This is a genomic window from Listeria rocourtiae FSL F6-920 (assembly GCF_000525975.1).
Lineage (GTDB): Bacteria > Bacillota > Bacilli > Lactobacillales > Listeriaceae > Listeria_A > Listeria_A rocourtiae.
The window spans coordinates 1-20,414 of the sequence record NZ_AODK01000037.1 but is presented as its reverse complement, the minus strand read 5'-3'; the positions used below and the strand labels follow the sequence as shown (position 1 = coordinate 20,414).

At 41.0% G+C, this 20,414-nt stretch carries 26 protein-coding genes, 1 pseudogene and 2 other annotated features; of the genes and pseudogenes, 5 read left to right on the top strand and 22 right to left on the bottom strand.

Going from position 1 to position 20,414, the window contains the following annotated elements; translation table 11 throughout:
- Nucleotides 1-43 precede the first annotated feature (43 nt).
- The 4 genes and pseudogenes from PROCOU_RS12110 to PROCOU_RS12095 form a co-directional block, all read right to left on the bottom strand.
- The gene (locus PROCOU_RS12110; RefSeq protein WP_036072801.1) at nucleotides 44-718 is read right to left on the bottom strand and encodes a uracil-DNA glycosylase; all 675 of its coding nucleotides are present in this window, start codon (nucleotides 716-718) and stop codon (nucleotides 44-46) included.
- 287 nt (nucleotides 719-1,005) lie between these two features.
- The gene (gene pheT, locus PROCOU_RS12105; protein ID WP_036072800.1) at nucleotides 1,006-3,414 is read right to left on the bottom strand and encodes a phenylalanine--tRNA ligase subunit beta; all 2,409 of its coding nucleotides are present in this window, start codon (nucleotides 3,412-3,414) and stop codon (nucleotides 1,006-1,008) included.
- 15 nt (nucleotides 3,415-3,429) lie between these two features.
- A pseudogene (gene pheS, locus PROCOU_RS12100) lies at nucleotides 3,430-4,472 on the bottom strand (phenylalanine--tRNA ligase subunit alpha).
- Between the two features lie 45 nt (nucleotides 4,473-4,517).
- Nucleotides 4,518-4,748: a binding site (T-box leader), on the bottom strand.
- 113 nt (nucleotides 4,749-4,861) lie between these two features.
- Nucleotides 4,862-5,197, bottom strand: coding sequence for a winged helix-turn-helix transcriptional regulator (locus tag PROCOU_RS12095; RefSeq protein WP_036072799.1), 336 nt, complete (start codon nucleotides 5,195-5,197; stop codon nucleotides 4,862-4,864).
- A 176-nt stretch (nucleotides 5,198-5,373) separates the two neighbouring features.
- On the opposite strand from PROCOU_RS12095, the gene PROCOU_RS12090 reads away from it, so the two are divergent.
- On the top strand, nucleotides 5,374-5,718 hold the full coding sequence (locus tag PROCOU_RS12090; RefSeq protein ID WP_036072797.1) for a DUF6054 family protein: 345 nt from the start codon (nucleotides 5,374-5,376) through the stop codon (nucleotides 5,716-5,718).
- A gap of 49 nt (nucleotides 5,719-5,767) precedes the next feature.
- Here the strand turns inward: PROCOU_RS12090 and PROCOU_RS12085 are convergent, their stop codons facing one another.
- Entirely contained in the window at nucleotides 5,768-6,526 is a 759-nt protein-coding gene (locus PROCOU_RS12085) for a TrmH family RNA methyltransferase (protein WP_036072796.1), read from the bottom strand.
- 143 nt (nucleotides 6,527-6,669) lie between these two features.
- Between PROCOU_RS12085 and PROCOU_RS12080 the strand changes: the two genes are divergently transcribed.
- Nucleotides 6,670-8,016, top strand: coding sequence for a sodium-dependent transporter (locus PROCOU_RS12080; protein WP_036072794.1), 1,347 nt, complete (start codon nucleotides 6,670-6,672; stop codon nucleotides 8,014-8,016).
- Between the two features lie 45 nt (nucleotides 8,017-8,061).
- Here the strand turns inward: PROCOU_RS12080 and PROCOU_RS12075 are convergent, their stop codons facing one another.
- From PROCOU_RS12075 to PROCOU_RS12045, 7 genes are all read right to left on the bottom strand, one after another.
- Nucleotides 8,062-9,045 (bottom strand): NAD-dependent epimerase/dehydratase family protein, encoded by a 984-nt coding sequence (locus PROCOU_RS12075; RefSeq protein WP_036072792.1) that lies wholly within the window; start codon nucleotides 9,043-9,045, stop codon nucleotides 8,062-8,064.
- 41 nt (nucleotides 9,046-9,086) lie between these two features.
- Nucleotides 9,087-10,166 (bottom strand): M42 family metallopeptidase, encoded by a 1,080-nt coding sequence (locus tag PROCOU_RS12070; protein WP_036072790.1) that lies wholly within the window; start codon nucleotides 10,164-10,166, stop codon nucleotides 9,087-9,089.
- Between the two features lie 131 nt (nucleotides 10,167-10,297).
- Nucleotides 10,298-10,657 (bottom strand): 50S ribosomal protein L20, encoded by a 360-nt coding sequence (gene rplT / locus PROCOU_RS12065; protein ID WP_036072788.1) that lies wholly within the window; start codon nucleotides 10,655-10,657, stop codon nucleotides 10,298-10,300.
- A 64-nt stretch (nucleotides 10,658-10,721) separates the two neighbouring features.
- Nucleotides 10,722-10,922, bottom strand: coding sequence for a 50S ribosomal protein L35 (gene rpmI, locus PROCOU_RS12060; RefSeq protein ID WP_036072786.1), 201 nt, complete (start codon nucleotides 10,920-10,922; stop codon nucleotides 10,722-10,724).
- A gap of 22 nt (nucleotides 10,923-10,944) precedes the next feature.
- A complete protein-coding gene (gene infC / locus PROCOU_RS12055; protein WP_133619884.1) occupies nucleotides 10,945-11,460 on the bottom strand; it encodes a translation initiation factor IF-3 in 516 nt (171 codons plus the stop codon).
- Between the two features lie 44 nt (nucleotides 11,461-11,504).
- Nucleotides 11,505-11,643 (bottom strand) — a sequence feature (ribosomal protein L20 leader region).
- Between the two features lie 125 nt (nucleotides 11,644-11,768).
- Entirely contained in the window at nucleotides 11,769-12,029 is a 261-nt protein-coding gene (locus PROCOU_RS12050; protein WP_036072780.1) for a hypothetical protein, read from the bottom strand.
- Nucleotides 12,026-12,421: a VOC family protein gene (locus PROCOU_RS12045; RefSeq protein ID WP_036072927.1), complete on the bottom strand. Its 396-nt coding sequence runs from the start codon at nucleotides 12,419-12,421 to the stop codon at nucleotides 12,026-12,028. Before PROCOU_RS12045 ends, PROCOU_RS12050 begins: the two co-directional genes overlap by 4 nt.
- A 196-nt stretch (nucleotides 12,422-12,617) precedes the next feature.
- On the opposite strand from PROCOU_RS12045, the gene PROCOU_RS12040 reads away from it, so the two are divergent.
- The gene (locus PROCOU_RS12040; protein ID WP_036072778.1) at nucleotides 12,618-12,857 is read left to right on the top strand and encodes a DUF896 domain-containing protein; all 240 of its coding nucleotides are present in this window, start codon (nucleotides 12,618-12,620) and stop codon (nucleotides 12,855-12,857) included.
- Between the two features lie 36 nt (nucleotides 12,858-12,893).
- On the top strand, nucleotides 12,894-13,433 hold the full coding sequence (locus PROCOU_RS12035; protein WP_036072775.1) for a DUF924 family protein: 540 nt from the start codon (nucleotides 12,894-12,896) through the stop codon (nucleotides 13,431-13,433).
- 66 nt (nucleotides 13,434-13,499) lie between these two features.
- Here PROCOU_RS12035 and rplS read toward each other — a convergent pair whose 3' ends face one another.
- A complete protein-coding gene (gene rplS, locus PROCOU_RS12030) occupies nucleotides 13,500-13,844 on the bottom strand; it encodes a 50S ribosomal protein L19 (RefSeq protein WP_036064629.1) in 345 nt (114 codons plus the stop codon).
- Nucleotides 13,845-14,038: 194 nt separating this feature from the next.
- On the opposite strand from rplS, the gene PROCOU_RS12025 reads away from it, so the two are divergent.
- The gene (locus PROCOU_RS12025) at nucleotides 14,039-14,743 is read left to right on the top strand and encodes an MBL fold metallo-hydrolase (RefSeq protein ID WP_036072768.1); all 705 of its coding nucleotides are present in this window, start codon (nucleotides 14,039-14,041) and stop codon (nucleotides 14,741-14,743) included.
- Nucleotides 14,744-14,791: 48 nt separating this feature from the next.
- Here the strand turns inward: PROCOU_RS12025 and PROCOU_RS12020 are convergent, their stop codons facing one another.
- From PROCOU_RS12020 to PROCOU_RS11985, 9 genes are all read right to left on the bottom strand, one after another.
- A complete protein-coding gene (locus PROCOU_RS12020) occupies nucleotides 14,792-15,136 on the bottom strand; it encodes a hypothetical protein (protein WP_036072765.1) in 345 nt (114 codons plus the stop codon).
- A 2-nt stretch (nucleotides 15,137-15,138) separates the two neighbouring features.
- Nucleotides 15,139-15,879 carry a tRNA (guanosine(37)-N1)-methyltransferase TrmD gene (gene trmD / locus PROCOU_RS12015; protein WP_036072763.1) on the bottom strand — a complete coding sequence of 247 codons (741 nt, stop codon included), beginning with the start codon at nucleotides 15,877-15,879 and terminating at the stop codon, nucleotides 15,139-15,141.
- The gene (gene rimM / locus PROCOU_RS12010; protein WP_036072760.1) at nucleotides 15,880-16,398 is read right to left on the bottom strand and encodes a ribosome maturation factor RimM; all 519 of its coding nucleotides are present in this window, start codon (nucleotides 16,396-16,398) and stop codon (nucleotides 15,880-15,882) included.
- A gap of 9 nt (nucleotides 16,399-16,407) precedes the next feature.
- Nucleotides 16,408-16,794, bottom strand: a complete 387-nt coding sequence (locus PROCOU_RS12005; protein WP_036072759.1) for a YlqD family protein — start codon at nucleotides 16,792-16,794, stop codon at nucleotides 16,408-16,410.
- Nucleotides 16,795-17,148: 354 nt separating this feature from the next.
- Nucleotides 17,149-17,379 (bottom strand): KH domain-containing protein, encoded by a 231-nt coding sequence (locus tag PROCOU_RS12000; RefSeq protein ID WP_036072758.1) that lies wholly within the window; start codon nucleotides 17,377-17,379, stop codon nucleotides 17,149-17,151.
- A 14-nt stretch (nucleotides 17,380-17,393) separates the two neighbouring features.
- Nucleotides 17,394-17,666: a 30S ribosomal protein S16 gene (rpsP, locus tag PROCOU_RS11995; RefSeq protein ID WP_036072757.1), complete on the bottom strand. Its 273-nt coding sequence runs from the start codon at nucleotides 17,664-17,666 to the stop codon at nucleotides 17,394-17,396.
- Nucleotides 17,667-17,744: 78 nt separating this feature from the next.
- Complete coding sequence (locus PROCOU_RS18595) at nucleotides 17,745-18,041, bottom strand: hypothetical protein (RefSeq protein ID WP_244266309.1); 297 nt, start codon at nucleotides 18,039-18,041, stop codon at nucleotides 17,745-17,747.
- A 1-nt stretch (nucleotide 18,042) separates the two neighbouring features.
- Nucleotides 18,043-19,392 (bottom strand): poly(glycerol-phosphate) alpha-glucosyltransferase, encoded by a 1,350-nt coding sequence (locus PROCOU_RS11990; RefSeq protein WP_244266308.1) that lies wholly within the window; start codon nucleotides 19,390-19,392, stop codon nucleotides 18,043-18,045.
- Nucleotides 19,393-19,472: 80 nt separating this feature from the next.
- On the bottom strand, nucleotides 19,473-20,414 hold a 942-nt coding region (locus tag PROCOU_RS11985; RefSeq protein ID WP_036072756.1), incomplete at its 5' end, for an LPXTG cell wall anchor domain-containing protein.

Here is a 20,414-nt window from a genome sequence, read left to right as displayed (position 1 = left end):
AAACGATATTTTCACCTACATTTTGAGGCGAGAATATCGTCTTTTATATGTTTGGAATCTGCCAATTTATCGGCTCTACATCATTGTCTTTTAAATACTGATTCGTTTGCGAAAAATGCCGACATCCCATAAAACCACGATTTGCTGATAGCGGGCTCGGATGAACAGTTGTTAAAATTAGATGATTCGGATTTCGCAACAATATTTGCTTTGACTTGGCGTTGTTCCCCCATAACAAAAAGACAACTGGTTCCTCTTTTTGTCCAAGAAGCGAAATAATCGTGTCCGTTAGCATTTCCCAACCTTGTTTCGCATGTGAATTTGGCTTCCCTTCTCTAACTGTCAAAACAGTGTTCAGCAGCAATACACCTTGCTCGGCCCAAGGTAATAAATAGCCATTATTCGGAATCTCCAGCCCCAAATCATTCGCCAGTTCCTTGTACATATTAACAAGCGATGGTGGTGTTCTAACCCCTGGTTTCACAGAAAAAGACATCCCGTGCGCCTGCCCCGCTCCATGATACGGATCTTGCCCTAGAATCACAACTTTTACATCTTTAAAAGCCGTATATTTCAGCGCATTGAAAATATCATACATATCAGGATAAACCCGCTGATTCCCGTATTCGACTTTTAAAAATTCACGTAGCTTCAAATAATAATCTTTTGTAAATTCATCTTGTAAAAGTATGTCCCAATCATTTCCTAAATGAATCATATTGTTCCTCCCGCTTATTCTTGATACCACAATTATACATGTATCACTCGAATAAATGAACCGTTTTCAATTTTTTTATTTAAAGCTTTAGCCTCCAGATAAAGAACTGAAATTAGCGCGACTTCTTTTTAGCCAACAAATTTGTAAAATCTCAATAACTCATCGACCTATAACTTATTCCTCAATTTTATTATGGATAGAAGAATAGTTACAAGTCGATGAGTTTTTTTCTTTATGACTAATCTTTAGCGAAAGTCGGCATGAGATTTTGTCCAAACTTATTTCTATTAGCGAATAACCGCGTCAAATTTTGTCTCAAGCGCTGTTACAATGGCTTGATTGACTTTTGTTACTTCCTCATCCGTCAATGTTCGTTCTGGATCAAGGAACGTGAGTGTGTAGGCCATCGATTTCTTATCTGCGCCCAGTTTTTCGCCTTCAAAAATGTCGAAAAGCTGAATATTGGTTAGAAGTTTGCCGGCTTGGGCTTTGATTTCATTCTCTAGTGCTGCTTGACTCACTTCTTTATTTACTAGTAAAGCAATATCACGTGTCATGCTTGGGAACCTTGGAATCGTGTGATACGTCACAGCTTTTTTCCGTGCTGCTAGCAATTGTGTGGCATCCAATTCGAATACGTATGTTTCTTTCAAATCCAACTCAGCAGCAAGTGATGGGTGAACTTGGGCGAGGTATCCAATTTCATCACCTGCTAGCCAGATGGTTGCAGTTCTTCCTGGATGCAAGTCTTGTTTTTCCGCTTGCTTCCAATCTAAAGCTTCCTCTAATCCCAGTTTGGCAACGACTCCCTCAATCATACCTTTTAATAGGAAGAAGTCCACTTTCTTGTCTTGTTTTTGCCAATTTGTTTCGTACCAGCTTCCTGTGATAAGCCCTGCTAAATGTTCGGTTTCAAGCGGTAAATTATCGCCTTGTGTGGCATAGAAAACCGTGCCTAATTCGTATAGCGCAACATTGCTATTTTTGCGAGCTACATTATAACTGGCTGCTTTTAGGAGTTGTGGCACAATGCTAGTTCGCAAATGGCTGTGTTCTTCACTCATCGGCATAGAAAGCGAAACGGCTTTTTCTTCTGTAAGAGCTAACTTTGTTGCGGCTTGTTCGGTCGTTAAAGAATACGTCAACGCCTGGTTCAGTCCAGCACCTTCTAGATAGCGACGAATCGTTCTTTTAGCTGCTTGATCGACTGTTAGGTGCCCTGCTGAAACACTGCTAGGCAATGTCGACGGAATTTTATCATAGCCATAAATACGTGCCACTTCTTCAAAAATGTCCGCTTCGATCAGAATATCCCAGCGACGTGGCGGGATGGTAATCGCTAATGCATCGCCGTCTGCCACTAAATCAAACTGTAATTTTGCGAATATATTATGCACTTCGTTTGAACTAATTTCGGTCCCTAATACTCGATTAATTCGCGTCAATGTTGTCTTAATAATATTTTCTGTTTTCGTGCGATTATCGACTTTTGCCATACCGCCAACGAGCGTTCCACCCGCAAGTTCAGCAATCAGTGTAGCACCGTGTTGCAAGGCTTTTTCGACTTTCCAAGCATCACTACCTTTATCATAACGAATGCTTGCTTCTGTTCTCAAATTAAGTTCACGAGACACACGCCCAACATAACTGCTATTAAAAATGGCACCTTCTAGAGCAACGGTCGTTGTTGTTTCGACAACTTCTGATGTCTCGCCGCCCATCACACCTGCAATTGCAATCGGAGCCATACCATTTGTAATCACTGCATGTCCTTCATTTAATTTACGTATTTCCCCATCCAATGTTACGATTTCTTCACCATTCATAGCTAGGCGAACAAGAATTTCCTTACTGCCAAGTCGTTCATAATCAAATGCGTGAAGCGGTTGCCCATATTTCAAGCAAATGTAATTCGTCACGTCAACTACGTTATTATGCGGACGAATACCAGCTTTCATTAGCTTTGTTTGGAGCCATAGCGGTGATTCGCCAACTACGACATCCTTAATCACTTGCATCCCGTAAAATGGCGTCGTGTTTTCATCCTTCACGCTCACTTGAACATAATCCGAAACATCACCTTGCGTTGCTAGCTCTGAAATCCCATCAAATACTGGCTTTTGGTCTACAATTGCACCCACTTCATAGGCAACGCCCGTCATGCTTAATGCATCCGCTCGGTTCGGTGTAATCGCCATATCTAAAATCGCATCATCCAAGCCGAGTAAACCTATCGCATCTGCACCAATTTCAACCTCTGCTGGTAATACAAAAATCCCATCCGCAACTGCTTTCGGAATCGTTTTCCCTTCAAATCCTAGTTCTTGAAGCGAGCAAATCATGCCCTCAGACACTTCACCGCGTAATTTCGCACGTTTAATTTTCATGCCACCTGGTAATTTGGCACCAACACGAGCAACAATCACCTTTTGACCTGCAGCAACATTTGGTGCGCCGCAGATGATTTGAATTGGTTCCGCTTCTCCGACATTGACCGTACATTTATTGAGTGTATCCGCGTTCGGATGTTTTTCACATATGATAACCTCACCGACTACGATATTCGTGATATCCGCGTTTAAATGTTCCACGCCTTCTATTTCAATTCCACCACGCGTAATGCGCTCACCTAGCTCTTCTGCTGAAATTGCTAGATTCGGAAAATATTCTTTGACCCATTGATATGATATTAACATGCTTTTTCGCCCCCCTTATTCTTTCACCGAAAATTGTTTTGTAAACCGCAAATCGTTTGTGTATAGGTGACGAATATCATCCACCGCATATTTTAACATCGCGACGCGCTCCGGACCCATACCAAATGCGAAACCGCTATATTTTTTTGAATCGATGCCTGACATTTCAAGCACATTGGGATGAACCATGCCAGAACCAAGAATTTCAATCCAGCCAGTTCCCTTACACACGCGACAGCCTTCACCACCGCATTTGAAACATGAAATATCCATTTCAACAGACGGCTCTGTGAATGGGAAAAAGCTGGGACGCAATCTGACATCACGCTCTTCGCCAAACATTTTTTTTTTGCAAGCACAGTCAGCGTTCCTTTTAAATCAGCTAATGTGATATTCTCGTCTACAACCAAACCTTCAATTTGGGTAAATTGGTGGGAATGCGTCGCGTCATCATTGTCACGACGGTAAACTTTACCTGGACAAATAATCTTAATTGGTCCATTCGCAAAGTCATGTTGCTCCATCACACGTGCCTGAACAGGGGAAGTTTGCGTACGCAATAACGTATTCTCTGTGATATAAAAACTATCTTGCATATCGCGAGCTGGATGGTCCTTAGGTAAATTCAACGCCTCAAAATTGTAGTAGTCCTTCTCGACTTCTGGCCCTTCCGCGATGCTATAGCCCATTCCGATAAACAAATCTTCAATCTCCTCAATAACTTGCGTCAACAAGTGGGCTGTCCCTTCTTTCACAGTTGTTCCTGGAAGCGTCACATCGATTGTTTCATTCGCAAGCTGCTTCTTAATCTCAGCTGCGCCTAGCTCCTCTTGCTTTTCCTGAATGGCATTCGTTAATTCTTCCCGAACCTCATTCGCGATGGCTCCCACTTTTGGGCGTTCTTCTGCAGATAATTTACCCATTTGCTTCATAATTTCCGTCATCGGTCCCTTTTTACCCAAATACTTTACACGTAAATCATTCAATGTTTCCAGACTTTCCACAGCCACGATTTCTTTTACAGCCTCTTGTTTCAATTGCTCCAACTGATCTAACACGCTACTTCACTCCTTATTTTTAGCCAAAATAAAAAACCTTATCCACAAAGGGACGAGGTTCATAATCACGCGGTACCACCCTAATAGACAGCAAAAAGCCATCCACTTCATTCAAATAACGGCTTCACACCGATCTGTCTTTCATTAAAAAAATCCCGACAGCGACTCCAGAGCTGAAATGTTCGCAAATACGTATCATAAGGTTATTTCCAGTCTAAGATAACCTCTCCCTAAAAATGCATCCGTATAACTACTTGTCTCCTTCAATGTCTTTTCCATATATTTAGTTGATAGCTTTCATTATAGTATGTTTGAATCGAATTTTCAAGGTAAAAAATAAATATGACTCTCAATCCACCACGAAACATGTTTAAGAGTCATATTTTTTACTAATTCTCAGCTGGTGTTAGCTCAATCCAATTCTCTGCCCATTCCTGAACTTGAATCATCACCTTCTCCAAGCCTTTACCTTTTTCAGTCAATACATATTCAATACGAACAGGTGTCTCTGGGTACACATGTCGCACGATGATTCCCGATTCTTCTAACTCTTTTAAGCGCTCAGCAAGGACACGATCACTCATTTGCGTAATCTCGCCTGCAATTTCCTTAAAGCGTTTCGGCCCATCCAACAATACATTAATAATCAGACCAGTCCAACGCTTACCAAGTAGCGAAAAGGCATTCTCGAACTTCGGACACATTGTATGCGTTTCTTCTTTCATTGTTCTCACCTCTAAAATCATTATACCACATTCCAAGCCAGAAAGTAACTCATTTAAACTCACCAACTTACAATTAATAAGCGTTTTGATCCATTGAAAATTCACTTATTTAAGCGTAAAATAAAAGTAGCAGATAAGCTAATGCCCGTAAAATATGATTGGAGGGACTATCAATCATGACTCAATCTAGATATGTTGTAAAAAGTAGCGTAACGGAAACCATGGATTTAATCAAATTATCTCAATCAACAAAGGATATCGTGTTTGAAGAGCTTCGCCAGTTCGGAGCATTCTATCAAGGCATGTTAACCTATGACCAATCTTCTCTACGGCCCAGTAACCACACCGCCCTATTCATTGTTGTCCATGATTTTAACAACGTAACCGAGGTCACTATGATTTCAACAGGCGGCTCTGGTACCTTATTTAACATCGATTGGAGTGCCGCGAAAGGGATTATTGGTGGGGTGAAATCAGCTCTGAAACCAGTTCTTATTAAAGAAGTGAAGATGCCAGACTAGAAAACAAAGAGTACGACCCTAAAAACTAGGTTCGTACTCTTTATTAGAATTACTTCCTCAATCCATACATCAAAATACCTGCTGCGACCGCAACGTTTAATGACTCACTTGCACCATATATCGGTATGTATACTTTGTGCGTTAATCGTGTTTGAAGTTCCGCCTGGATGCCGTTCCCTTCATTACCGACCATCAAAGCTAACGTTTCTCGAGGCTCCACTTCTTGCAATTTTGTCGCTGTATCATCTAAAACAGCCCCAAAAATAGGCACGCCCTCCTCTTCAAAACGCTCAACCCAATGCAGTAAATTCGCTTGCAAAACTGGAATATGAAAATGGCTTCCTTGTGTCGAACGAATTACCTTTGGATTGTATAAATCGGCGCTTCCACGTCCTAAAACAACCGCATCATACCCAGCAGCATCAGCTGTACGAATCAAAGTCCCTACATTCCCCGGATCTTGAACGCCGTCTAGTAGCAAAAACTTTTTACCAAATAGCATCATGATTTCTGGATCTTCCATTTTCACAACGGCAAAAATTCCTTGATCAGTGATTGTTTCACTAATACTTGTTGCAACTTCTTTATTCACATAAAACACAGGGATATTCGTTGTGTTCCAACCTTCCGGGATTTTCACACTAGGCGCTATAATCAGTTCCGTTACTAGGCCGTCTTGACGTAACGCTTCCTCCACAAGATGAAACCCTTCTACTAAATATGAAAACTCCTGCTGTCTGCCTTTCTTCGTTTGTAATTTACGCCAATTTTTGACGCGGTCATTTTTCGTCGATTTAATCATTTCCACGATTCATCACACTCCCATCCTCGTCTATTATAGCATATTGGATAACTATTCGGAAAAAGCTTATTTTCAGGTTGTTATCTTCTACTAAAAACTGATATAATACGTTAAAGATGAAACGTACTAAAGGGGAGATTGAAACTATTATGCAAACAAATCGAGAACAATGGACATCAAAATTTGGATTTATTTTAGCATCAGCGGGCTCTGCAATTGGGCTTGGTGCACTGTGGAAAATGCCTTATGTGACAGCAAATGCGGGTGGTGGTGCTTTCTTTCTGATTTTTGCTATTTTCACTATTTTCATTGGCTTGCCCGTTTTGCTTGGAGAATTTGTTATTGGTAGAAACACGCAGAGTGGCACAATTGCTGCTTACCGCAAGTTGGCACCCAACACGAAATGGGATTGGACTGGACGTATTGGCGTTATTACTTGCTTTTTAATTCTTGCTTTTTATTGTGTAGTTGGTGGCTGGGCGTTGCTCTACATATGGAAGGCTCTAACAGGAGCACTTCAAAATCTCTCTGTAGAGGCTTTAACTGAGCTGTTTGTGGTGACTTCTAATGATCCGCTTCAAGTGATTTTAGCCACAGTAATTTTTATTGCGATTAATTTTTTCGTCTTGCTAAAAGGTATTACAGCTGGTATTGAGCGCGCGAATCGCTGGATGATGCCTGCCCTGTTTATTTTTTTGCTCATATTGATTGTGTACGCCTTGACATTGCCGAACGCGATGGATGGTGTGGCTTACTTTTTAGAGCCAAAATTCGGTGATTTATCTTCGGACGGGATTTTGCAGGCGCTCGGACAAAGTTTCTTTTCATTAGCTGTTGGGGTTGGTGGAATGATTACGTATGCTTCCTATTTAAAACGCGATGTATTCTTGCCAAGTAGTGCGTTAACAATTGCCTTGATGAACTTGCTTGTTTCTTTGTTCGCTGGGCTTGCGATTTTCCCCGCTGCATTTTCATTCGGAATCGAACCACAGGCAGGACCGGGGTTACTATTTATCGTCTTGCCTGCGATTTTCAACCAGGTTCCGTTTGGTACTGTACTTTTACTATTATTTTTGGTGCTATTCCTATTTGCAGCGCTGACGTCTAGCTTCAATTTATTTGAAGTTCCAGTTACTGCATTCCTCGAAAAACGGCCAGCAGCTAGAAAACAAATGCTCTTAATCGTTGTCGCGGTGGTTACGTTACTCGCTATTCCCACTTCATTAAGTACGGGAGCTCTTGCCGATGTTACTTTTTTCGGAAAGAACTTATTCGAAATTGCGGACTATCTAGCGTCCAATATCTTACTTCCAATTGGTGCTTTCTTGATTGCCATTTTTGTTGGATTTCGGATGCCACGCCAAGTTCTACTAGATGAAATCACATCAGATGGAGCTTTTCGATTCAAACTTTTTGCCGCTTGGTTATTGATTTTGAAATATGTATGCCCTGTTGCGATTTTCCTTGTATTTTTGCAACAGTTAGGAATTCTGTAATGACGAAAAACGATGATGCGAAATCGAGGCATCATCGTTTTTTTACTATAAACTTGTGAAAACCTGCTGGATTGCAAGCTCCACATTGTCATTATGATAATCAAGCTCATCCAGCGCTTCAATCGGGTCTACATAAAGCGTACGCGTTAGCAATTCTGTATAGGCCACCGGTTCAAGCCCTGCTTCCCGACCTGCTAATTCGTTTTCATGCGCTTCTTTCATAGCTATTGCTTGGAGTTCACGAAATGTTAGTGTTTTAATCTGAGTATCTGATTTCATTGCCCGTTTAGCAAGCGCTAAAAAAGCCTCATTCGATATATTGCGCCAACCAAGTGTATAACTTTTAGATGGAACTTCATCGTTTGCCGCCCCAATGAGCGCCTGTGCTACCTGTTTCGCTGTCATATAGCATGAGCCACCCGTCGCCTTATTGTGATGATTAACATACAGTGGAAACTCCGCGCGATGCAATCGCTTTGCATATGTTTTCCACGCGGAGACACGACCAGGCACTAAGCCAACAACATATGGCAATCGCAGAGCAACTGTGGTTAACCCATTCCCGTTTTCCTGCATTAGACGTATTTCCTGCTCAACACTTGCATAAATATACGGATGAAGTCCTGTCAGCTGCAACTCCGGCCACAACGCATGAAAGTAATTATAAAAAGAGGTACAGAGAATGAATCGCGACACTCCAGCCTGCCTCGCGAGCTGCGCCAAATGCTGAACAGGCTCCACATTCATCTGAAAGAAAAATTCCTTTGCTGGCTTCTTCGGAATATAGTGCGAATTCACACCACCCGCAAAAACAAAAATATCATGCCCTTTTAAAAATTTCACAATCTCAGCATCAGACATGTTGTTTATATCACCAAAATGATGCTTTGCACGCGAATCTAGCACGCCATTGGTCGGCACTGGTGGCAAAGAAAACGTCGTTACCTGATAATCCTCCGTTTCCAAAAACGCTTCCGTTGCGGCATAACCTATTAGACCCGTCCCACCAAGAATAAATACGGATTTCACTGTTGTAAAACCTCCCAGCTCGTCTGAAGTGGTGTTACTGTTTATCCTAAACGAATCTCTTTTACTTTATCTGCGTCTAAACGTTTCACAACTTCGGTAATCAGTTTCACCGCATTTGTAAAATCATCGCGATGAAGCATCGATGTGTGCGAGTGGATATAACGCGTCGCAATCGTGATAGAAAGTGATGGAATCCCATTCCCAGTCAAATGAATCGCACCAGAATCTGTACCACCTGCAGCGATCGCCTCAAACTGATAAGGAATTTCAAGCTCATCAGCAACATCTGTCACAAAATTACGCAATGGTGTGTGACTAATCATCGATGCGTCATAAATAATAATTTGCGGACCTTCCCCCATCTTGCTGACTGCTTCTTTCGCCGTTACCCCCGGTGTATCCCCTGCAATACCAACGTCAACTGCAAACGCAATATCTGGCATAACTTGATGTGCTGATGTTTTAGCTCCACGCAACCCGACTTCTTCTTGCACAGTACCAACACCGTAAACAATATTCGGATGTTTTTCCCCCTGTAATTGACGCAAAACTTCAATCGCAATCGCAAGCCCAATCCGGTTATCCCAAGCTTTTGCAAGCAAATATTTCTCATTCTTCATCACAGTGAATTCAAAGGCAGGCACAATCATATCACCAGGTTTAATTCCCCAGCTCACAACTTCCTCTTTATCTGCCGCACCAACATCGATGAACATATCTTTAATATCAAACGCCTTTTGACGTTCCGCTGCACTCATCAAATGCGGTGGCTTAGAACCGATAACTCCTGTAATCTCTTCTCCAGAACGCGTTACAATCGTTACACGCTGCGCTAGCATCACCGAACTGACCCAACCGCCAATTGTTTGGAATTTGATGAAACCCTTCTCATCGATTTGGGTTACCATGAATCCTACTTCATCCAAGTGGCCTGCGATCATAATTTTCGGACCATCTGTATCTCCTGTTTTTGTTGCAATCGCACTACCAAGTCCGTCTGTTTCAAACGTATCTGCAAGTGGCTCTATGTATTGTTTGAAGACTTCACGCACCGCACGCTCATTTCCTGAAATACCCTTTGCGTCGGTCAGTTCTTTCAACATTTCTAACTGTTTATCCATCTATTGTTCCTCCTTGAAATTACGTCTCTACTTTGTACAGTATACGCGATTTTTACCAGTAAAACCACTTGTAGGCATAAAAAAATGGTGAACAAGAATTAGATTCTCCGTTCACCACTTTTGTTCGTTGCTTATTTAGCTAGAGCGTCTTTTGCTTGTGTCGCGATTTGCGTGAAAGCTGCTTCATCGTGAACGGCAAGATCCGCTAACATTTTACGGTTCATATCAATACCAGCTAATTTCAAGCCGTGCATGAATTTGCTGTAAGAAAGATCATTCAAACGAGCTGCTGCATTGATACGTGCAATCCATAATTTACGGAAATCACGTTTCTTTTGACGACGATCACGGTAAGCGTATTGGTAAGATTTCATTACCGCTTGGTTTGCTACTTTATATAGTGTGTGCTTCGAGCCATAGTAGCCCTTCGCTAATTTAATTATCTTTTTACGACGTTTGCGTGTTACTGTTCCGCCTTTTACGCGTGGCATATAAATTACCTCCTAATGGGTTTTCACAAAAATAGATTCTGTGTTTTTCCGTACTAAAACTTACTTATTTCATTTTAGCGACCATTTGACGAATACGTCTGAAGTCACCTTTTGAAACTAACGCACTTTTACGTAGTTTACGTTTTTGTTTTTGAGATTTGTTTGCGAACATATGACTTGTGTAACCGTGCGAACGTTTTAATTTACCAGAACCTGTTCTTTTGAAACGCTTAGCAGAGCCACGGTGAGTTTTCATTTTTGGCATGAATATTTCCTCCTTTAGAACTTTACTTCTCTTGAATTGGTGCAAGGACTAAGAACATTGAACGTCCGTCCATTTTTGGTCTTTGCTCAATTGTACTAAGATCTTCACACTCTTTTGCAAAGCGGTCAAGCACCTTCTGACCAATTTCTTTATGGGTAATCGCACGCCCTTTAAAGCGGATAGAGCATTTTACTTTATCGCCTTTTTGAAGGAACTTGCGCGCATTACGTAATTTCGTATCGAAATCATGTTCGTCAATCGTAGGACTTAAACGAACCTCTTTCATTACGATGATTTTTTGATTTTTGCGAGCTTCTTTGTCTTTCTTCTGTTGCTCGAAGCGGAATTTACCGTAGTCCATAATACGGGCTACTGGCGGTTTCGCTGTCGGTGCAACTAGAACAACATCCAAATTGGCTTTCTCCGCAATTTCAAGTGCTTCAGCTTTTGTTTTAACTCCAAGCTGTTCGCCGTCTTGATCAATCAATCTTAATTCACGTGCACGAATCCCATCGTTTACTAACATGTCTTTGCTAATGGTGAGCCACCTCCATAAATTATTACTCATAACAAGTGAAAGTACGCATTAAAAAAGCGCCGGTTTCATTACAAACCCGCACATCAGAAAATTCACATATGACATACGTGAACCATAATTCCAATTCTTTGCCTGCAAAAACAGATTTACGAGGCGAGAAGCGGGATGCTCCTTCTTTCTTGTCATTCATTAACCAGAGGTTATTGTACCACGGCTAGACTGCATATGTCAAATCACCTACTCATTTGACCACGAGATTTATCATACCAAAGTTTTTGTGGCTTTTCAAGAGCTTTTCGGAAACTTTTTCAAATTTCGGGTTCTTGAAATAGGATTTTAAATGGGCTGTTAATCGTTTGCTTCATGATTTGTGTCATGATTTCGTCTTTTTCGGGTTGGCGGATTGGTTGTGTGGCACCTGATTTATTCCAGTTTTTAACGGAGGCAGGATCAGCGATGAAACCACCGCGAACGAGCTCACCAGCCAGCTGAAAGTATTGACCGGATTGATTTTCGACAGTGATATGGTTGTTGCGAGCTGTAAGTGTTAGTTGGCTAGTTTGCGTCATTTCTCCCAATTCAATTCCCAACTAAATCCAAATTTGTCGACAACTTTTGCGTGAATTGCTCCCCAAAATGCTTCTTGGAGCTCCATCTCAACTGTCCCCTCTTCAGCCAGCGCTGTATAAATTGTCGTAATTTCTTCCTCCGAGTTAAACTCCAATCCAAGTATAACGCTATTCCCTTCTGTAACCGGTGTTTGGAAAATATCATTGAGGTATAATGTCAACTGCTCATTAATAAAGATTTCTGCATGGAGGACTTTGTTTGGGTATTGTTCAAAACCAGGAATTCCATCTGACATTTGTAAATTTTTGATTTCACCACCAAAAATAGCGTGGTAATAGGAAACAGCTTCTTTACAATGATCGGTTGTTAAATACGGTATCAGTTTTTTCATGTTCAACGTCCTTTCACCTTTATTCATACAATCAGGATACGCGATATCTTCACTATTTGCAAATGAAGCTTCTCTTGTATGTGACGAAAATAATCTCAAAACTTGACACTTCTATAGTTTAGCTATAAACTAAAGGCATCACAATCTAGAAAGTACTATATGTATAGAAAAGTTATAGAAACGGGGGTAAAAAAGAATGACTGTACAAGAAAGGTTACAACGGATTAATGAATTAAGCCTCCTCTCTAGGGAATACCCACTGACAGATAGCGAGAAAAGAGAGCAACATCATCTAAGGCAAGAATATATTAAAAGTTTGCGGTTTGGCTTTAGAAACATGGTAGAAGGCCTAAAAGTAGTGGATGAAAACAATAATGATGTCACACCAAGTAAACTCAAAAGAATTCAAAAAGAAAAAGGTATTCATAATCGATAAAGCACTCATAGCGAGATGAAAAAGGAGGAATAATTTATGACTTATCAAGAAATTATCCATTTTTGGTTTGAGGAATGTGAACCGAGCCAATGGTTTAACAAGGATGAACATTTTGATCTATTAATCAAAGAACGTTTTCAATCCATTCATGATCAAGTAGCTAACGGAGAAAAGGCCATTTGGCGCCAAACAGTTGCAGGACGATTAGCTGAAATTATCGTATTGGACCAGTTTTCAAGGAATTTATACCGAGATAATGCTCGTTCTTTCGCCTATGATGGTATGGCCTTAGTTTTAGCACAAGAGGCTATTGCTACAGGGGAACTTGATGCGTTATCCGTTACACAACGAGCCTTTTTGTACATGCCCTTCATGCATTCTGAATCATTAATTATTCATGAGGAAGCCATAAAACAGTTTTCTGAGGATGGGATGGAATCAAATCTCCAATTTGAGCATAAGCATCGCGATATTTTACTACGTTTTGGACGCTACCCTCATCGAAACGCTATCTTAGGAAGAGCCTCTACAGAAGAAGAAATCTCCTTTCTAAAAGAACCAGATTCCTCTTTTTGAGTCACACAGGAAATAAACAAAAGACGATTGGCTACTTGAGGCCAATCGTCTTTTGTTTTAATAAAATTAACGAATTTCTTTAATACGAGCTGCTTTACCACGTAAATCGCGTAGGTAATACAATTTCGCACGACGTACTTTACCACGACGTAATACTTCTAATTTAGCGATACGCGGTGTGTGTACAGGGAATGTACGCTCAACGCCAACACTATAAGAGATTTTACGAACTGTAAAAGTTTCGCTGATTCCTGCTCCACGGCGTTTGATTACAACACCTTCAAAAAGCTGAATACGTTCGCGAGTTCCCTCGACAACCTTCACGTGAAGGCGAACAGTATCACCAGGGCGGAAGCTAGGCACGTCTGGATTTAATTGACTTTTAGTAATTTCATTGATTAACAAATTCATTACACTTCATCTCCTTCCAACAGACATTCTTTCATTCAACATATGTAATGAAGCGGAACATCGTTATAAAACTGGATTTGTCCAGTTACTAATCTAATCTATCACATTTATCATGACCTGTAAAGTATTTTTTCTTGATGGCTAAAATATGGTATGATAGAGTCATCTAATTTGACGAGAGGATGTGTACCAAAATGAGAGCAACGACACAAAATAATCTCACACAATTAACTACATTGCCATACTTTTTCCCCGTAAATTGTTATTTGGTAACAGATGGAGACTTCCTTACGCTTATCGACACAGCTTTACCTATGAGCGCTAACAAAATTCTGAAACATATAGCGGCTACTGGCCTACCACTCCGCTATATTATTTTAACTCATGCACATGGCGATCACATTGGTTCTTTACAAGCTATTATAGAAGCATACCCAGATGCGGAGGTTATGATTTCTGATAGGGAACTGCAATTAATTAAAAAGCCTGAAGCCTATGCATTTGAAGCGCAAAAACCAATTAAAGGTTCTTATCCAAAAGTATTTCCTGTTGAAGCGACCAAAATAATTGGCGAGGGTGACATGATTGGCTCTCTATCCGTAATCGAGACACCTGGACACACGCCGGGCTCCATCTCTTTTTTAGATAACCGAACGAGAGCCATCATTGTTGGCGATTTAATACAGACACAAGGCGGCATTGCAATTGCAGGAGATACTCGTCCGCTCTTCCCTTTTCCGACAATGGGAACATGGGATTTGGAAACCGGTATTGCCTCTACTGAAAAAATCTTGTTGCATCATCCAACTTTGCTTGCAGTTGGACATGGACGAATGGTTCCAGAACCGACGCTCCCACTCGAACAAGCACTAACTCGTGCGAAAAAAAGATTACAGTAAAACAGAAATGGAGGGCCACCTCACACGCCTGCTCTCCATTTCTCTTTATTAAAATCTCGTAATTTTCGTCATAACCACTGTTCCGTAACCAACTTGACTCATGAGTAATTTACCATCTTCTTCACGGATAAACTGCTCCTCGAAATGGCAATTAAGCACAGCATCACCACCAAGTTCATGCGCTTGCTCTTGCAATCCACGAACAATACCAGAAAAATCAGAGGTTGCCGCCCAACCTACTTTCGCTTCTGCTTGCACGTAATTGCGAACAAATATCACTTTTACAACATCGTGATTTACCGCAGTCGGTCCAGTTGATACGAGCACTGATTCCACGTCACGGTTCAACACATCATCACGATTTTCAGCCTCTTCGTTTTTAAAAATTCCCATACCTAGTTCACTCCTTTTTGTATCTCCTCTAACCACTTTCGTTGCTGATCAGATAAAGTATAACTTTCAAGTAAGTCTGGCCTGCGTTCCCATGTTCGACGCAAAGATTCACGTTCTCGCCACTCTTCAATCAATTTATGGTTCCCATTTAAAAGCACTTCTGGAACCTCCATATCACGAAACTGCGCTGGTCGTGTGTAGTGCGGATGCTCAAGCAAGCCTGTAGAAAAAGAATCCGTTACAGCCGAATCCGCATTGCCAAGCGCCCCTGGTAGCAAACGAATCACACTGTCCATCATCACCATCGCCCCGATTTCACCACCTGTTAAGATATAATCACCAATCGAAACCTCATCTGTTACTAGAAACTCACGGATTCGCTCATCATATCCCTCATAATGCCCACAGATAAAAATCAAATGTTCCTCTCGTGCAAATTCCTCCGCCAATTTCTGATCAAATCGCTTACCAGCTGGATCCATTAGAATAATCCGTGGTTTTGTATCCGGTGTTCTTTCACACAGAGCTTCTACCGCTGAAAAAATTGGTTGTGCCTTCAAAAGCATCCCAGCACCACCCCCATATGGGTAATCATCCACCGTTTGATGCTTTCCTTCTGCATATTCCCGAAAGTCCGTAATAGAAACATCTACAAGTCCTTTTTCAATTGTTTTTTTGATAATTGAATTTCCCGTCATACCATCAAACATAGTTGGAAAAATCGACAAAACATCCATTTTCATTTAGTCAAACAATCCTTCCATGACAGAAATCGTAATTTTCTTATCCTTGGTGTTGACTGACTTCACAACGTCTGCGATATAAGGTACAAGCTTATCCTTTTGCCCTTTCATTTGTACGACCCAGACATCATTTGCACCTGGTGTCAAAATCTCGCTAATTTCCCCCAATAACTCGCCTTTTTCCGTGTAGACCTCACAGCCGACAATCTCATGAAAATAATATTCATTCTCCTCTAACTCACCCAGTTGTGATTCTGGCACTTTCAACATCCCGTCACGCATACGCTCCACATTATTGATTCCAATAATACCCTCAAACGTCAACAAATCGAAATTCTTATGTTTCCGGTGTGTCTTGATAATCAATTTTTCAGGTTTTTTACTACCTTTTGCGAATAAAAATAATTCATTTCCTTGGGCAAATCGCTCATCCGCAAAATCTGTCTGCGAAATCACGCGTACTTCTCCCATTAAACCATGTGTATTTACTATTTTTCCTACATTAAACATCTGCTCCATGTTTCACCTCTAGCGTATTTCTACTATAATATTATCTTTTACTAAAATCGTCTTAGTAAACATCGAATCATCCCAAGTGTCGCCAACTGCAACATCCAGAATAGCATCTAATTCCTGCTCTTTAATTTCGCTTCCTAACGGTAAAATTTCTAACTGCTCCACTTGAAATTCAATGAGCCTCACTTTCTCATGACGCATTTCTATTTCTTTAGCAAAATAGGTGTTCACCGACTCCTGATTAAACTTGTTTTTACGCTCCATCTTTTTCTGTTCGAAATGAAGTTGATCGCTTTCCTTTTGTAGCTTTTGTCGTTGCTCTGAGTAGTATCGAAATAACTTTTCTTTACTTCTTACTGTAAGAACTTGCTTTACAGTAACTTTTTGGATAATTTTCATGCGGAACACTCCTTTATCCGTTGAAGGTGTTTGTTTTATTGTAACACATCCAAATTCGAAATGCTGAAACAGCCCGTTCAGCTCCAAAAAAGCTGGCTTGGATGTAGTAAAAAGCCGTTCTTTCTTTTTATGGAGGGCGTGAAGTTTTCGAGGAGTTGGTCGTTGAAGCTAAATCCGAAAACGTTGAATACGAAATAGCATCAAATCGATGTCTCGACAAGCGTGAAAAAAAATTAGTATCCATTCCCGCTATGCCTATTCCGGCATCAAGTAACCACTGGTGAGTTACATGCTCACTTCGTTCATAACAACACCAGCAACAAAAAACCACCTAACGCATTTTAGCGTAGGCGGTCATTCAATGATTTCGAGACGCACTTTCTTCTCGCTACGGTTGCCAGATGCATAGACAAGCGTGCGAATCGATTTCGCGATTCGTCCTTGCTTGCCTATCACGCGGCCCATATCATCTTTGTTTACTGATAATTTATAAAGAAGGCTTGTAGCGCTCTCTTCTACCGAGACAACAACGTCATCTTGATGATCGACAAGAGGCTTTACGATGGTTAGAATTAAATCCTCCATAGCCATGACCTTTATTACTTACCTAGTTTTGAATTGTGGAATTTTTCCATAATGCCTTCATTTGACAACAAGTTACGAACTGTGTCAGATGGTTTCGCGCCATTATGCAACCATTTTAAAACTGCTTCTTCGTCGATTTTCACTTCTGCTGGGTTCAACAGTGGATTGTATGTACCCACTGTTGCGATTGAACGACCATCACGTGGAGAACGAGAATCTGCAACTTGAATACGGTAGAAAGGTTTCTTGTTAGAACCCATACGTTTTAAACGAATTTTAACTGCCATTTATATATACACCTCCATAAAGTCTTACACAAGTATATATATTACCAGTAAAGAATTTGTTTGTAAAGTGTTTTTTCTTTACAGGTGCATTTTTTCTTTCTTTTTTTCTGGCAAATTGGCTGTTATCCTATTTAAATAGCGACAGTAGCCCGAAATATTGTGTTCTACATCATCAATTCGAACACGGAAAGAATGATGTCTAATAAAGAAACTATGCATAATTCGCGCTGGATTTTTATAATACATGGCGAGCTCTGGGTAGAAAAATCCATTGAGTTGGTAATCCGCTCGTTTTTCGATTGTTTGTTCTAATTTCTCACGATTAAAGCCTTGGAGTAGATATCCCTTATTCGCCGCTTCAATTCGTTCGCACATATCATGGGTAGCAACTGTCAATTCTAAAAAAAGTCGGGAATGTTGTTTCACGATCATGAATAAAATCAAGACGTCCAGCTGCATTTTTCAGACCAAACTCAAAATACCGATCTTCTGGTAAATATTTCGTTATTTCATTTGTGCAGTAACTGAGCCAATGATCATGATTTTTCCAATATTCCTTTTCTATAAAATGATTAAAAGCATTCGTCGCAACATCTAGCCAGCGTGAATCACGGTCAATTGCATATAGACGCAACAAGCCAAGAACCGCCTCGCCATCATAATAAATGATTCGAAAAGCATCTTTTATAGCTAATGTTGGATATTCTAAAACATGAACAAACTGGCCATTCTCCTGTTGTTGATCACAAATCGCATGTGCTAATTTCTGACACAGCGCCAAATAATCATTATTTTTAGTCACCTGAATATATTTCGAAAAAGCTAGGATTGCTGCCGCATTTGCGCCTAGTTTAATTTCATTGTTGTCCCGCTCGATGACATAGGCACGGTTCTCTTTCTCCCTGATTAAGTCAATAGCCAGAAACCGCAATGCCCGCTCCGCTGCCCGTAAAATTTTATCGTCACCAGATACTTCATACGACTCAATCATAGCATATGTTGAACTCGCATGGCGTAAACTGTTATAGTGCTTGATTTTCTTATCAAAACACGAAAAGTAACCATAAATAAATTCGCCATCTACACCGACCTGATCCGCCAAATATGAGCCAGATTGCTGGATAAGTTCGGCTACATCAGACGGCTTCAATTGCGATATAACACGCCGGCCATGATTCAATTCATCACTATAAAGTGGCAAAACGGCGTCACCATCAAAATAAAACCCAATTGTATCAAAAACAACAATCTCTGAATCAGCCTCTATCTCTAGTTTACCATGCTCCTTATGTGATTGAACTAAATAGCGATTTAAGTTTTCCAGATTCAACGCTAGTCCAGCATCTTTTGGTTGTATCATTGCGTTACCATTCACTTCTTGCTCCAATAAGGCAGTATGGAATCCCTTATCGAACGAAATACCGAGGCGGTAATAATTTTTCTTCGTATGTAGCACTATATCATTCCATTCCGAAAAAAGCATCGCCTCAAATTTATAAGCTACGTCAATTTTAAAATTAGCAGCGTGTTTATCTATTTCTTTCTTAATTTGCTTAAAGATATAATCAAGAGATGCATTGCTGTAATTGATAACAGTTGCACGCTTTGCACTATGCTCCAATGATAAAAAGATTTTCCAATCCCCAAGCCAACTCATATTACCAAGTTGCTTGCTCTCCTTTGCAATTGCTTTTTTTATTTCTAAAATAGCCTCTAAACTTTGCATAACCGCACACTCCTTATGTAGCCCCCTTATTCAAAGGAATAAGGAGGCCAATTATTGGTACTTAACAAGAAAAACTCAAATCATTCTTGTGGTTTTTTTCTAAATAATCTTAGTAAGAAACCTCCAGCTAAAGCGAGTAACCCAACACCGAACCATTGCGCAGTATTAGAATCTTCATCACCAGTAGACGGCAATGCTGACCCATCCGAACTATTCGTAGAAGGATCTGCACTCATCATACTAGTAGTTCCTGCCCCTGTACTAATAGGCTCAATCACCGAACCAGTTCCTCCAGTTCCTGTCTTAATTGGTGTATTAGGATCTGTATTACCGTCGGCGTCCGCATCAGCGTCGGCATCCGCATCGGCATCCGCATCGGCATCCGCATCGGCATCCGCATCAGCATCGGCGTCAGTATCGTCGAGCAAAGGAAGCACCTCTGTTGAGGCAATAGTACTAGTTTTAGTAGTTTCTCCTCTAGTTGCTGTTAGATAAGCCGTAATTATATCCCCTGCCACTAACTTATGGCCAGATATATTAACAACGTAATTACCATCAGCATCTAGCGCAATATTTCCAATAATTGTACCATCTGGAAGTTGTAACGTTAACTTCAACTCCACGCCTTCTGGAAGTTGTGAAGCTAAAGCCTTAGCTTTCTGAATTAAACTATTGACAGCAAGAGGCCCATCATCATAGAGCCCATCACCACGGATGAACGTATCTCCTTCACGGACAGGGTTGATAAGAGGTTTCTTAACTACATAATTCTTCCAATCAATGTCTCCATCGGCGTCAGCATCCGCATCGGCATCCGCATCAGCGTCAGCATCCGCATCGGCGTCAGCATCCGCATCCGCGTCAGCATCGGCGTCAGCATCCGCATCAGCGTCAGCGTCGGCATCCGCATCGGCGTCAGCATCAGCATCCGCATCGGCGTCAGCATCCGCATCGGCGTCAGCATCAGCGTCAGCATCGGCGTCAGCATCCGCATCGGCATCCGCATCAGCGTCAGCATCGGC